Here is a 13,022-nt window from a genome sequence, read left to right on the forward strand (position 1 = left end):
GAAGCGGGTGAATTTGGGAACGATTGTCGCATTTGAAATTCGCAGAGCGGTCAAGCATCCGGTTTATCTCTTCATCCAGCTCATACTGCCGCTATTGCTCATCTTCATTCTCGGCACGGCGCTTGATTCGGTTTTCACGGTTAAGGACGAGAAGCTGGAAACGGTTCGGGTGGCGCTGGTGCAGCAAGACAAAGGAGAGATTGGAGCCGAACTGGATAAATGGCTGCGGCTTCCTGCCGCCGCCGACCGCATCCGGCTGGAACCCGCCGCTTCCCGAAGCGAGGCGATCGGCCGGCTCCGGAACGGAACCGCCGACTTTGCGCTTGTGGTGCCGCCGGATTTCAGCGCCTCCGTTCTGCGGGGCGGGTCGGCGAAGTGGGAGCTGATCGCCGGGGGTGACAGCGGCAAAAACCTGGCCGCCTCCGTCATTTTTCAAAGCATGCTGGATCGGCTGAACGACCGGCAAGCCGTTTCGCTTGCGCTGGGACCCGGCCTGCCGGCAGGACAGCCGGCGATGCAAGCGGCAACCCCGGATGCCGGCAGCAGCGCGGGATCGTTTGTCAAGATCGGCCAACTGGCCGCGGGCAAACCGTACTCGGCGATGCAGTATTATGCCGCATCGATGCTGATCATGTTTCTGCTCTATGCGGGCATGTTCACGGGGATCGGACTCGCCGAGGAAAAAGAGCGGCATACGCTTGCGCGTCTGCATTCGACTCCCGTTCGGCCATGGCACATTTTGACGGGAAAGCTGACGGCGAATTTTCTATTGGCGGTGCTTCAGGCCGTGCTGATCATCGGGTTTACTTCCGCCGTTATGGGCGTCGATTGGGGGGCGTCCATCGGCGCCGTCGCATTCGCGTGCCTGGCCGTCATTCTGTTCTCGATTGGTCTGGCTGTCCTCGTTCTGTCGTTCACGAAAGGCTCCGGGCCGATGAACGTGGTGTTCCAACTGGTCATCGGCGTTATGACCTTCTTCAGCGGCGGGTTCTTTCAGCTTCCCGAAGGCATGCTGAGCCGGATCGGGGAATTCACGGTCAGCCATTGGGCGTTTCAAAGCATCCTGAATTCGATGCTCGGCCGGACGGATTGGCAGCCGGTCGCGATTGTCGGCGTGATCGCAGCGGTATTTCTGGCCGGCTCTTTCGCGGTTTATCGGAAGGCGGGATATTATGAATAGCATTTTTATCGCCTTGAATCTCCTGAAAAGAATGGTGGGAGGCAAAAGAGCCCTCCTGATCCATATCGTGCTGCCGGTCGCGGCGATATCGCTTCTCATCGGCATTGTCGGCGGCAGCGACAAGGACGATTATTCCGTCGCCTACGTGAACGCGGACCAAGGGATCATGGGGGCGTACTTCGTCCGGGAGCTGCAAGAAGCTCATGCCTATCGGCTGACCGGGATGAACACCGTTGAGGAAGTGAAGAAGAGCGTAACCGACCGCAAAGCGGCGGCTGCGATCGCGATTCCGCCCGATTTTACCGAGCGGCTGCTGAAGGGCGAGACGCCGGAAGTGAGCCTGTTCCAGTTGAACGTAAGCGAGGCTTCCGCCACCCTGAGGCTGCATGCGGAATCCGCCGTCGGGCGGTTCGCCGACATCGTGCGATTGATCGCCGCGACGGGTGCATCCGGGGACGAGATGATCGCCAAGCTGGACGAGGCGCTGCGCCGGGCGCAAAACAAGATGATTACATCCAGCGTAACCGATCTGGGACTGGTCCCGCGTGACGGAGTGCGGTTCGCTACCGGCTTCATGCTGATGTTTCTGATGATTAACATTTCGTCTACCGTAAACCTGATGATCGAAGACCGGAGAATTAAGACGATGTCCCGCGTTTATACGGCGCCTGTCCGTTCGCTGGAAATCGCCGCCGGCAATTTCCTCGGGAGCTTCCTTGCCGGAAGCGTTCAGCTGGTTCTCATTTTGCTGTTCACCCGGTATGTCTTGCGCTTTGACTACGGCCTGCCCTTTTTCAGTCAGCTCCTGATTTTGGAACTCTTTCTGATCGCATGCGTGGGACTCGCTACGGCAGTGGCAGGCGTCATCCGGAACAGCCAGTCGGCCGGACTGCTCAATACGATGCTGGTTACGCCGTCCTGCATGATCGGCGGCTGCTTCTGGCCCGTTACCCTCATGCCGGACTGGATGCAGAAACTGTCGTATTTCGTGCCGCAGCGTTGGGCGATCGACGCGATCCAGAACGTATCGGCCGGATACGAGGTGGCGTCCGTCGGGCTGCATATCGCCGTGCTCGTCGTTTTCGCCGTTGTGCTTCTGGGCTTCGGCTCGGTGACGCTTCAGCCGCACAAAACGGAGTTCGACCGCTAGTTAAAGCAAGGGAAAGCCATCGGCAGACGCCGTCCCGTCTGTTCGGCACCGCGCTTTCCCTTTGCGTACCGGCGATGGCTGGCGCGAAGCGAACGAAGCCTGCTCTCGCCGCTTCTGCACGAAACTAGCCAAATTAAAACTTCTCTTTACAATTCCGTTCGACGCTTATATAATGAACCATGTCGCTCGCGGTCGTGGCGGAATTGGCAGACGCGCTAGATTCAGGTTCTAGTGGTGTAACAGCCGTGGAGGTTCGAGTCCTCTCGACCGCACCATACAAGCAAGCACAACCCTTCAGGAAATCTGGAGGGTTTATTTTTTTGTAAATGATAGGGGCTGTCCCTTGATGTGGTCAAGCCCCCAAATCGTAGACATTGAAAAAAGCCCTAGGATACAAGATGGCTCCGATAATCCACCGGCGTCAGCTTGTTCAATTTTAACTGGATTCGTTCCTCGTTATAAAAGCGGATATAAGCTTCAATTCGTTCTTGCGACTCTTTTAACGAACGAATAGGATCCGTAGGCAGCATGTCATGGTACGCATGGGACGTGTATTGGACTCCCTGGTCATTGTGGACAATCGGTCCAGGGATCTTGCCAGTCGCGTCTTTTTGCGTTTCAAAGGCGTCTTTAAACGTGTTTAGCACTAGCTCATTGTCGTTATCGATTCAGCGATCCAGGAAAATTGATGAGCTACGCGGGGTTAGTACCAAGTGAGAATTCGACGGGCCTGACGACGCGACGAGGCAGTTTGACCAAAGCCGGTAATACTCATTTTGCGACGGGGCCTGATCGAGGCCGAATGGAGTTACCGCCATAAACCCGGTGTAAAAGAAGACTTGAAGTTGAAGAAACGGCTTAAGCACCTACCGCCCGAAGTCCAGCGGATTTCCTGGAAGGCGCAAACCCGACTTCACCAGAAATATATGCATCTTGTTTTGCAGCGTAGGAAGCACTCGAACGTCGCCATTGCAGCAATAGCCAGGGAATTTCTCGGCTTTTTATGGGCAGCTGTCTAAGTCGCATAAGTCCGAATTAAAGTTGCAACGGCTTACTTACACAATAACCAATTCGGACGCTTGATCACTGGGACAAGAAGGCAAAGTGAACAGATGGAACTCTCTATCACACTGAAGAATCAAAACTTGTCTAGAACCCACGAATATCAGAATGTTAGCGCGACGAGCTTGCATTTTGCCTTCTTGTCCGAGTCAATCAAGTTTGGAGTATTCTTGGTTCCGATTGTGGGGTATGTTCTCATCGCGAGATTGACGGGGACCGCCGAACTAAGAGGTTGGGTCAACTACTATGGACGCTACCAAAGCGGAAATGCACTCGGTATATCGACGCATGAATCGTACGCTACTAGAGTGGACGATGAGAAAGTACAAAAGGTTCAGACAGCGACGCAAGCGGGCCTGGAATTGGCTCATACAGATTGCGAAGCGGGAACCCAAACTTTTCGTCCAATGGGAGAAGAATTATTTAAGTTGGGCTGGATAATGGGAGCCGGATGAGCCGAGAGGTTCAAGTCCGGTTCTGAGAGAGCCTGGGGGTGCGATCCCCCCGGGCTACTCAACCCTGCATCGAATCGTTCCACAGCGTACTTAAAAAAGAACTCGTTTATCTGGAGAAAGTTCAGAACCCCAAAGTAAGCCCAAAGTCGGATTTTTGAATATATCGAGTTTTTCTACAATCGCAAACGCGTTCATTCTGCAATCGGGTATCTTACACCCATTCAATGCGAACAAATGTACGATAAAGCTGCATGATTTTCTCGATTCTGGCTGTCCAGTCTATTGACAGAGGTTCAGCATGAAGAAGAGTCGTTTGAAGAAGCGACAATCATTATGCATCAAGATAAACGGTATTATTTTCAGGAAGGCAGAGAGTTCATTGTACGAGGTTAGTCCAGTGAAGGAACCGTCATCGACCAGCAAGGCGGATAGTTTAAATGAAATGAAGCCGGGCGCGGCAAGGGATTGCCTTGATCCGCGTCCGGCTTCTAAATCTGGTGTGCATCAATAGTTGCCGTAATTCAAATCCGTCGTTGAGAATCCGCAGAACATGGGGAAGTTCTTGACCACTTTCTTGAAGTCGTCGACGGTAACCCCCAAACCATTGAGGCGTTGGATTCTGACTTTTTCCGCCAACTCCTTGGCTGTGTAAACTTGGCCGATTTTCTTGTAAAGCTCTGTTCCCCATTTTTGACCAAAGTTGACGTGCGTTCTCTCGTCGGCAATATCGAATTCCGTCTGGATGGCGGACAGTGCGTCCCCGAATTCCCAGAAAGCTTCGGCGCTTTTTCTCTTCTTCGTGAACGAACACGGCTCCGCGATCATGGTCAGCCCGGTATAGGCATTCCGGACCCACTCGTCCGAAATTTCTTTGCCCGGCGACCCTTTGAAGTATTTGAAATCGGTCGTCGAATACCCCAGCTGCTTGATTCTCCTGACACCCATCTCGGTGTGGCGGAATTCGTCCCAGGCATGCCGGGCAAGGTCATAGTAAAATTCGAACGGCATGTCATGCGTACAGTAATAGACATAGCACAGGACTTCCGCCGGGCCGATTTCCGTGGAGTGGATATAGATCATCTGTTTGACGCTTTCGAAGAAAGGCGACATCAAGGGGTCCGAGAAGTTTTTCCCTTTTTGCAGCGCGCCCGCAAAGCTTTGCCCGTTGTTTTCCAGCTCTTCCTCGCTGGGCATCGGCCCCTCGTACAATGGGAAAACATTAGGCTCCCATGCGGAGTCCGCCGGCACCGGGCCGGCCGGTTGTTCTACCGGGTGCGCGGGCCACGCGCTTTCGTCCACCGATTTCTTCTCTTGCAAACCTTGCATGAACAGATGCCAGATGACGGCAACGTATTCACCCCAGGCCTGCGCTTTCTTCGCGTTTTCAGCGTCTGTGACATTGACGTTGTAGAAGCGGATTTGTTCTCGCACCCAGTTCAGCATCCGATTGCGTTCAACGAAGACGAGATTCAGCTGATCCACGGTCGGCGCATCCAATACAGGATCCAGCCGGTCCATCAGGTTGTCATACTGTTCGTACAGCCGCTGTAGGATGAAGAAGTAGCTGGCAAAGAAATGCTGGTCGTTTTCGGCCAAGGTCATCCGTTCGAAAGCTTCGCGGGTCAAGGCGACAGCGCTTTCATTTTTGTTCAACGTAACCGGCAGCTCGTTGATCCGGGCTTCCAGAAACTTTGCATTGCGATTGTGCAGATACCCGAAGCGGCCCAGTTTCAGTTTGCTCTCGTATTTCGGAACCGCGGGAACCCAGCCAAAGGCGATTCTGGAAAGTTCGAATTCTTGCCAGAACAGGGTTTTCAGCATTTCGCCCGTGTCGGTGGGTCTGAGATAGGGACTCTTGCGTTTGATATCGGAGTTGAACATTTTCTCCGCCACTTCGGCCAAGACAACCGATTCTTCCATGTCGATCAAGCCCTCCTCGCGATCTTGGTACATCTCATTATAGAGTTACCGGATATTTCGGAATTGTGTTAAACTATAGCCAAATTGCGGTTTTTGTCGTGAGCGCATCTCCATGACATCGAGTCCGGGGAGGGGGCTGTCCGTGAGTCTCATCGAGAATTTGAATCTGGGTCCCCATTTGTTCTGGTTCCATCATGAAGCCGTCACTTGCGAGCAGCAGTGGGAAAAGTTCCATGCCCATCGGGGATTGGAGTTTCTGTATATCCATCAAGGCAACGGCCGGATCGTCATCAACCAGAAGGTGTACGACATCAAGCCGGCTGCCCTTTTTTGCTTTCAGCCCTATCAGCTGCACAGAATCAACATTTACACCAGCCCGCAATCTCCCTACATGCGCACGATGTTCGTTTTCGATCCGGCGGTGGCGGACCCCTATATCAAATTGTTTCCTTCTCTCGAGTCATTCCTGAAACATCTCTGCAAGGGCGAGCTGTTGCAGCAAATGTTTGACATGTCGGGCAATCGCCGCTTACTCCACCTGTTCGGGGATTTCCGCCGGAGATTGGAAACCGTGCATGAGCATCAATATCGCGAAGAGCTGAACATTTTCATCATTTCGCTCCTCAGCGAGCTGCGGGATACCATCCCGTACGATGCGGACACTTCCGCATCACAAAAAAAGCATTTGCGCCATGTCGAAAGGGTAATGGATTGGATCGAGCAGCATTACAAGGAGGAGTTTTCCCTCGACAGGCTGGCTTCGGACCTGCACATGTCCCCCTATCATATTTCCCATCTGTTCCGGGAAGAGATGGGATGCACGATTATGGATTACATTACGGCCAGAAGAGTTCAGGAAGCCTGTTTGCTGTTGTCCACCACGAGCCTGTCGATCAAGGAGATCGGGAAAAAAGTCGGGTGGAAGAGCAACGCGTATTTCTCCCACATATTCAAGAAAAGCATGGGAGTCACACCGAAACACTATCGTTTCTCCGCCCGAAACGTCTATCATCGCAACTAGCAGAATGGCCCGAGGCGGCACGCATGGAGCGGCTTCGGGCCGTTATCGTGAATGTTCATTCCGAACTCAGGCAGTCCAGAAATTGCTTTGCGGCTTTGGACAGGTAGCCGTTCTTCCTCCAGATGGCTTGCGGTTGTGAAAACAGAGGGTTGCCCTTGATCCGCAGGATCCGGAAATGGTGTGAAGGATAAAGCTCCAGCATGGACATCGGCAGCATCGACATGGCGAACCCGGCCGATATGAGACTGAGAAGCATGACCGAATCGTTGCATTCGCACATGATGTTCGGCTGCAGGTTTCGTTTCTGAAATTCGCGCAGCGTATCCTGATAAATGCTCCTGCCATGCGGGGGTCTCAGCAGCAAAATAAGCGGCTTGTCCGCGATGTCGGCCAAATCGACAGGCTCGCGCAATTGGAGATTCCATTGGCCGGGGAGGACCAGCACGAACGGCTCCGGATCCAACGGGAGCGTGGAAACGTGAGGCCAATCCACCGGACTGTGGGAAATGGCGATTTCGATTTTGCGCTTCTCCATCAAATCCTTGAGGTGGTCAATGTAACCTTCCCGTATGCGGAACGACAGCATCGGGTTTTGTTCTCGCATCGCGGTGATTTTGTCGAGCAGCAGCTGCGAGCAATACACCGTGGCACCGACGGACAAAGTTCCTTTGACCTCCCGGCCGAGTTCCTTCACCTCGGCAATGCTTTCCTCGAAATGATGGACGACCTCCATGGCCTTCCGCAAAAAAACCTCTCCCTCGTATGTCAGCGTCAATGCATGGCGCCCCCGTTCAAACAGCATGACCCCGAGCTCTTCTTCCATCGCTTTCAGCGCCTGACTGAGCGGAGGCTGCGCCATATTGAGCCGTCTCGCGGCCGAGGTGATTTGTCCTTCTTCCGCAATCGCAATAAAGTATCGCATTTGGCGAATGTCCATCTCCGCATACCCTCCCACAATAACCATATATATTTCATATGTAAGAAATATTCAACAGATATTTTTCATATAATGTGTTTCCGTATTAGAATTCAAGGAGGATAGGAATGGAGGATACAGAGTGAATCAGAGAGATAATGTCTGGAACCGCAATTTTGTCAGCATTTCGCTGAGCTGCTTTTTCGTGTTCTTCTGCTTCTATACGCTGATTCCCACACTGCCGCTTTTCGCAAAGGACCGCTTTCACGCAGATCAATCGCAAATCGGATTCATCCTGACCGTATTTGCCCTGGCCTCCCTGGCATCCAGACCGTTCGTCGGCATGTTGTTGGACAGATTCGGGAAAAAACGGGTGGTGGTTGCCGCCGCGTTCATTTACGCCGCGGCAAGCCTGGCTTATGTCATGGTGGACAGTTATCCGCTTCTTGTCGCGATCCGGATTGTCCACGGATTCATGTTCGGCATAGCCACCGCTGCCGCCGGCACGATCGCGGTCGACGTGCTGCCGAAGCATCGTCTGGGTGAAGGGCTCGGATATTACGGCATGTTCGGGAGCATGGCGATGGTCATCGGCCCGTTTGTCGGACTGACCCTGATCCGGCATGTGCCTTTTCCGGTCCTGTTCTCGTTGTTGGCGCTATGTTCATTTCTCGGCCTCTGCTTCACTATGTTGGTTCGTCTCGAGTCGATTGCAACCGGCAACCAACAATGCGGGGAGATGAATCCTGCGAGCACCGCACGGAATCTGTTGGAGACATCCGCGTTGCCGATGGCCATATGCGGATTTCTTTTGTCTTTTGCGTATGGAGGAATTTCCGCATTCGTCTCCGTCTACGGTGCCAGCCTGGGACTGATTCGGTTGGCCAATTATTTTTTCGCGGTCTTTGCGTTGATGATCGTGCTTCCGCGGCCTTGGTTGGGAAAATGGTTTGACCAGCGAGGAGAACACGTCATCATTTATTCCGGCATTGTGGTATTCGTTATGGGGCAGATTATCCTCAGCCAGGCGCATTCGGGAATCGGGTATGTGGCCAGTGCGGCGGTTCTCGGTTTGGGATACGGAGCGCTGGCTCCGTCGTTCCAGACGCTGGCCGTGCGGGACGTTCCAAAGCATCGCAAAGGATTTGCAACCTCTACCTATTTGTTTTTCTTCGACGCGGGTGTGGCTGCAGGGTCCATGATCCTGGGGATTGTTGCGAAGTATTTCGATTACCATGCGATGTATTTCTGCTCCTCCATCGTGATGGCCTTCTCGATCATTTTTTATTGTCTGCTTCATCATGCAAGGGAGCGGCGGGCAAACAAGGCTCTCCTGTCCGCGTTTGTCGAAGCGGGACAGAGCAGAGCCAAGACACGAAGGGGATGAGTCGGTTCGTGAAACTCTTTATTTCTTCCACCTAATCTGTATTTCGATGCCTTGTTGGGAAAGATCGTGTTTTCTATAATTCTACAATGTGACTGTGCTTTAGGATAAACACGAAAAAAGGGGAGGGTGTCTGAAGATGAAAAGAAGATTTGCGGTATTGTTCGTCGTGACTGCCATGCTGTTTTCATTGGTGGTCGGATGTTCGCAAAGTTCGGGCAAAAATTCCGGCAATGACAAATCGACAGTCCGTGTTTCCGTATCGCTCGCGGATTCAACCGACTACTACATCGGTACCATTGTGGGAGCGAGGGTTTCGGAAGCGTTCAAGAACGCGGGCGCGACTGTTGATGTACTTGATGGTGCGAGCTCGGTAAGCACTCAATTGCAACAAATTCAGAATGCGGTTACAAACGGAGCAGACATCATTTATGTGTTCCCTGTCGGCGACGCTCAAGCCTATGGTGATACGTTGCGCAATGCCCGCAAAGCGGGAGTGAAAGTCCTTGTCAGCCACAACAATACCGGGAAAGGCACATACGATGCGTTTGTTGGCAGTGAAGAATTTTACATGGGCGCCATGATGGCGAAGATGGTCTCGAGATGGATTGACTACAGTTTGCCTGATGCGCAAAAAGTCAAAGCCCTGATTCTCGAAGCGCACTTCAATGAAACCATGGCTCACCGCGTTCTGGGAATGCGATTGATCAGCGAGAAGTTTCTGCGAAAAGCGGACATCCGGAACATGTATTTTGTCAAAAAAGATGGTGACCCGGTGTACTACAAGGATGCGGCCGGAAACGTGCTGCCGGTGGACGAGCCGACCGGCGGGTTGATCCTTGATGAAGAAGGATACGCAATCTTGAATCCTTTCTACGATCCCCGGGTGGAACTCATCGAGAGCAGCAACAGGGTCAGCGCCGGTGTAAACGCTACCGAGGCGCAGGCCGCGCTGGAGGCAGCCGTGACCAACGGCCATGACGACATCCAAATCATCATGTCCTACGGCGACCTCGGCATCACGATGAGCCAGAAAGTCATCGAAATGTCACAAACGGGACTGCTGAAACATGATCTGCCCGAACTCGCCGTATTCGGCTCGGATGCAACGGATGCCAACCTGGAAGCTATCGCTAAAAGTGCGGACAACACCACGGTCTTCCGCGGCGTCATGGCTGCCGGCGACCTGGTCAACACCCTGAGCGAATATGCGGCGAAGATGGTCAGGGGAGAAGAAGTGCCCGAAATAACGATGGAACCGCTCAGTTATGTGATGGCGGACGAGAACGGCAACTTGGTTACAGTTATGTACACGGATGTGGAGCAGCTCTCGCCTTCCATCGAAGAGTTCTTTAATTATTGAACGCTTCAAGGTGTGACGATTGCCGGGAGCCATCCGGGTAGTCGTTGCACCGTTCAACTGCAAAAAGGGTGGACATCATGAGTGAAAAAGTGCTTTCTCTGAAAAACATCAAAAAAGAATACCCCGGCGTGGTCGCGCTGAAAGATGTATCCCTGGATATCTACGCCGGTGAAGTGCACGCTTTGCTGGGCGAGAACGGGGCAGGCAAATCGACTTTGATCAAAATCATCGCCGGAGCGATCCAGCCTTCCGCGGGAAGCATCGTGTTTTCGGACGGGGTTGTCCATCAGTCGATGACGCCGCAAAAGGCCAAGGAATACGGAGTGGAGGTTATCTATCAGGAATTCAACCTCGTGGGCTGCCTTTCCGTGGCGGAAAACATTTGTTTCGGAGAAAAGCATGGCAAATTCGTCAATCGCCGATACATGAAGAAGGTGGCACGGGAAGCGTTCGATTTGTTCGGGGTGGACATTGACCCGTCCGCCGCCGTATACGAACTGCCGGCCTCCAAACAACAGATCGTGGAGATTTCCAAAGCGATCTTCCGAAACGTCAAGATTCTCATCATGGACGAGCCCTCGGCCGCGCTTTCGGTCGCCGAAGTGGAGAAAATGTTCCAGGTGATCCGCAAGCTCAAGGAACGGGGCGTTGCGATCATCTACATTACCCATCGTATGGATGAGCTGTTTGAAATCTCTGACAAGGTCACCGTCATGAGAGACGGCGAGTACATCACGACGGTGCAGACGAAGGAAACCAACCGTCAGGAACTCGTGAATTACATGGTGGGCCGGGAACTGAAGGAAACCTTCCCGGTCAGACCGCAGCCATCCGATGAAGTTGTCCTGAAAGTGAAAGATTTGAGCGGCAACGGGTTCAGGGATATTTCGTTCGAACTCCGCAAGGGCGAAATTCTCGGCGTAGCCGGACTGGTGGGTGCCGGCCGAACCGAAATGGCGAGAGCCATCTACGGGGCGGACAAGAAACATGCGGGCCGGGTGTACGTCAATGGCAGACTGGCGAATACCTCTTCACCGGCCAAATCCATCCGAAACGGAATAGGCATGATTCCGGAGGATCGAAAGCAGCACGGCTGTCTGTTGACCAGGAGCATTCTGACCAACATCTCGTTGTCCTCATTGAAACAGATATCGAAATTGGGCTTTATCAACAAGAAGAAAGAAAGAGAGCTGGCCCAAGCCTACAAGGATGAGCTGATGATCAAGGCGCCGAATCTCGAGCAATTGGTCGGCAATCTGTCGGGCGGGAACCAGCAGAAAGTCGTCATCGCCAAAACTTTGGCGGCAAACTGCAATGTCATCATTTTCGATGAACCGACGCGTGGCATCGATGTCGGCGCGAAGCAAGAGATCTACAAGCTGATGGCAAAGATCGTTTCCGAAGGCAACGCCATCTTGATGATCACGTCCGAGATGGAAGAGCTGATCGGGATGAGTGACCGCATTCTCGTCCTCCATGAAGGTAAAAGCCAGGGGATTCTCGAGAAGCACGAATTCAGCCAGTCGAGAATTCTAGAAATGGCGTCCGGCATTTCAATCGAGAAACAAGGGGCTTAAACATGAAAAGCAGACTGAACCTGAAATCGTTCAATTATGACAAGTTTATTCGCGAGTACGCGATGTTGCTGATTTTCATCGTGATCGTCATCTTCTTCGGGCTGATGAATCCCAAATTCTTGTCCTGGATGAACATCAGCAACATCATCGTCCAAAACTCCTATATTCTGGTTGTGGCGGTCGGCATCTCCTTCGTCATGATGAGCGGCTCCCTCGATCTGTCCGTCGGCCAACAGATTTCCGTCATTGGCGTTTTGACGGCGGTCATGATGACGGTGTATGAAATGCCTGTTTGGCTTGCGATGGCCATCGGCATTCTTGCGGGGATCGCCATGGGCTTTTTCAACGGCGGCGTCGCCGTGCGATTGAAGATTGAACCATTGGTCGTCACCATCGCCACATCCATCGTCTTCAAGGGCGTTTCCAACATCATTTCCGGCGGGATGTCATACAACAATTTCCCGGCATCCTTCAGATACATCACGACCGGAAAGATTCTGGGACTGCCGGTCGATGTCTGGATCGCGATCGTTTCCGTCCTCATCGCCAGCATCATTTACAATTTCACTTATTTTGGGAGATACATCAAGGCGATGGGCGGAAATATCGAGGCGACCCGTCTGGCGGGCGTCAATGTCAATGCGCTCCGGATTGCGACCTTCTGCATAAGCGGATTCTTTGTCGCGATCGCCTCTTTCATCTATATCTCCAAATTGGCCACCATGAACTCTTCATATGGTCCCGGCATTGAGATGACCGCCATGACCGCCGCGATATTGGGCGGTATCTCCTTCAACAGCGGCGAAGGGAAAATGTGGGGGCTGGTTGTCGGCGTCTTCACGCTGGCCATTATCGAAAACGGCATGCAGCTGGCCGAATGGAATCAATACATCCAGTATGTTGTCAAAGGCCTGATTCTCATTCTGGCAATAGGCTTCGACATTCATCAACGCTCCCAGAGGGCGAAGAAACTTTCATAAGGAAGGAAACTGTC

11 protein-coding genes, 1 tRNA gene and 1 pseudogene are annotated in these 13,022 nt (G+C 52.8%); 10 read left to right on the forward strand and 3 right to left on the reverse strand.

Annotation, left to right across the window (positions count from 1 at the left end; genetic code table 11):
• Nucleotides 1-7: 7 nt before the first annotated feature.
• The 3 genes from F560_RS0104325 (at nucleotide 8) to F560_RS0104335 (ending at nucleotide 2,605) form a co-directional block, all read left to right on the forward strand.
• A complete protein-coding gene (locus F560_RS0104325; protein WP_019004487.1) occupies nucleotides 8-1,180 on the forward strand; it encodes an ABC transporter permease in 1,173 nt (390 codons plus the stop codon).
• Nucleotides 1,173-2,330, forward strand: a complete 1,158-nt coding sequence (locus tag F560_RS0104330; RefSeq protein WP_019004488.1) for an ABC transporter permease — start codon at nucleotides 1,173-1,175, stop codon at nucleotides 2,328-2,330. Before F560_RS0104325 ends, F560_RS0104330 begins: the two co-directional genes overlap by 8 nt.
• Before the next feature lie 188 nt (nucleotides 2,331-2,518).
• Nucleotides 2,519-2,605: transfer RNA gene (locus F560_RS0104335), tRNA-Leu, on the forward strand.
• Nucleotides 2,606-2,716: 111 nt separating this feature from the next.
• Here the strand turns inward: F560_RS0104335 and F560_RS25480 are convergent.
• Nucleotides 2,717-2,860, reverse strand: coding sequence for an IS3 family transposase (locus F560_RS25480; protein ID WP_019004489.1), 144 nt, complete (start codon nucleotides 2,858-2,860; stop codon nucleotides 2,717-2,719).
• A 158-nt stretch (nucleotides 2,861-3,018) separates the two neighbouring features.
• Between F560_RS25480 and F560_RS26570 the strand changes: the two genes are divergently transcribed.
• Both F560_RS26570 and F560_RS26575 read left to right on the forward strand, forming a co-directional pair.
• Nucleotides 3,019-3,150, forward strand: a complete 132-nt coding sequence (locus tag F560_RS26570; protein WP_083931974.1) for a transposase — start codon at nucleotides 3,019-3,021, stop codon at nucleotides 3,148-3,150.
• An 835-nt stretch (nucleotides 3,151-3,985) separates the two neighbouring features.
• Nucleotides 3,986-4,102 (forward strand): annotated as a pseudogene (locus F560_RS26575) (IS3 family transposase); the annotation flags it as partial.
• 249 nt (nucleotides 4,103-4,351) lie between these two features.
• Here F560_RS26575 and F560_RS0104355 read toward each other — a convergent pair.
• The gene (locus F560_RS0104355) at nucleotides 4,352-5,767 is read right to left on the reverse strand and encodes a DUF455 family protein (RefSeq protein ID WP_019004492.1); all 1,416 of its coding nucleotides are present in this window, start codon (nucleotides 5,765-5,767) and stop codon (nucleotides 4,352-4,354) included.
• Nucleotides 5,768-5,909: 142 nt separating this feature from the next.
• Between F560_RS0104355 and F560_RS0104360 the strand changes: the two genes are divergently transcribed.
• The gene (locus F560_RS0104360) at nucleotides 5,910-6,788 is read left to right on the forward strand and encodes an AraC family transcriptional regulator (RefSeq protein ID WP_019004493.1); all 879 of its coding nucleotides are present in this window, start codon (nucleotides 5,910-5,912) and stop codon (nucleotides 6,786-6,788) included.
• Nucleotides 6,789-6,843: 55 nt separating this feature from the next.
• Here the strand turns inward: F560_RS0104360 and F560_RS0104365 are convergent, their stop codons facing one another.
• Entirely contained in the window at nucleotides 6,844-7,725 is an 882-nt protein-coding gene (locus F560_RS0104365; protein WP_019004494.1) for a LysR family transcriptional regulator, read from the reverse strand.
• Nucleotides 7,726-7,846: 121 nt separating this feature from the next.
• Between F560_RS0104365 and F560_RS0104370 the strand changes: the two genes are divergently transcribed.
• The 4 genes from F560_RS0104370 (at nucleotide 7,847) to F560_RS0104385 (ending at nucleotide 13,008) form a co-directional block, all read left to right on the forward strand.
• Nucleotides 7,847-9,091, forward strand: coding sequence for an MFS transporter (locus tag F560_RS0104370; protein WP_019004495.1), 1,245 nt, complete (start codon nucleotides 7,847-7,849; stop codon nucleotides 9,089-9,091).
• Nucleotides 9,092-9,227: 136 nt separating this feature from the next.
• Nucleotides 9,228-10,451 carry a sugar ABC transporter substrate-binding protein gene (locus F560_RS0104375; RefSeq protein WP_019004496.1) on the forward strand — a complete coding sequence of 408 codons (1,224 nt, stop codon included), beginning with the start codon at nucleotides 9,228-9,230 and terminating at the stop codon, nucleotides 10,449-10,451.
• Between the two features lie 77 nt (nucleotides 10,452-10,528).
• Nucleotides 10,529-12,028 (forward strand): sugar ABC transporter ATP-binding protein, encoded by a 1,500-nt coding sequence (locus F560_RS0104380; protein ID WP_019004497.1) that lies wholly within the window; start codon nucleotides 10,529-10,531, stop codon nucleotides 12,026-12,028.
• Nucleotides 12,029-12,030: 2 nt separating this feature from the next.
• Nucleotides 12,031-13,008, forward strand: coding sequence for an ABC transporter permease (locus F560_RS0104385; protein ID WP_019004498.1), 978 nt, complete (start codon nucleotides 12,031-12,033; stop codon nucleotides 13,006-13,008).
• Nucleotides 13,009-13,022: the final 14 nt, after the last annotated feature.

Origin of the sequence: Cohnella laeviribosi DSM 21336 (genome assembly GCF_000378425.1) — a bacterium.
Taxonomy (GTDB): Bacteria; Bacillota; Bacilli; order Paenibacillales; family Paenibacillaceae; genus Cohnella; species Cohnella laeviribosi.

Coding starts and splice junctions, on each gene's coding strand:
- F560_RS0104330 (WP_019004488.1), top strand. CDS start 1,173: ATGAATAGCATTTTTATCGCCTTGAATCTCCTGAAAAGAATGGTGGGA.
- F560_RS25480 (WP_019004489.1), bottom strand. CDS start 2,860: ATGCTGCCTACGGATCCTATTCGTTCGTTAAAAGAGTCGCAAGAACGA.
- F560_RS26570 (WP_083931974.1), top strand. CDS start 3,019: ATGAGCTACGCGGGGTTAGTACCAAGTGAGAATTCGACGGGCCTGACG.
- F560_RS0104355 (WP_019004492.1), bottom strand. CDS start 5,767: ATGGAAGAATCGGTTGTCTTGGCCGAAGTGGCGGAGAAAATGTTCAAC.
- F560_RS0104365 (WP_019004494.1), bottom strand. CDS start 7,725: ATGGACATTCGCCAAATGCGATACTTTATTGCGATTGCGGAAGAAGGA.
- F560_RS0104375 (WP_019004496.1), top strand. CDS start 9,228: ATGAAAAGAAGATTTGCGGTATTGTTCGTCGTGACTGCCATGCTGTTT.
- F560_RS0104380 (WP_019004497.1), top strand. CDS start 10,529: ATGAGTGAAAAAGTGCTTTCTCTGAAAAACATCAAAAAAGAATACCCC.
- F560_RS0104385 (WP_019004498.1), top strand. CDS start 12,031: ATGAAAAGCAGACTGAACCTGAAATCGTTCAATTATGACAAGTTTATT.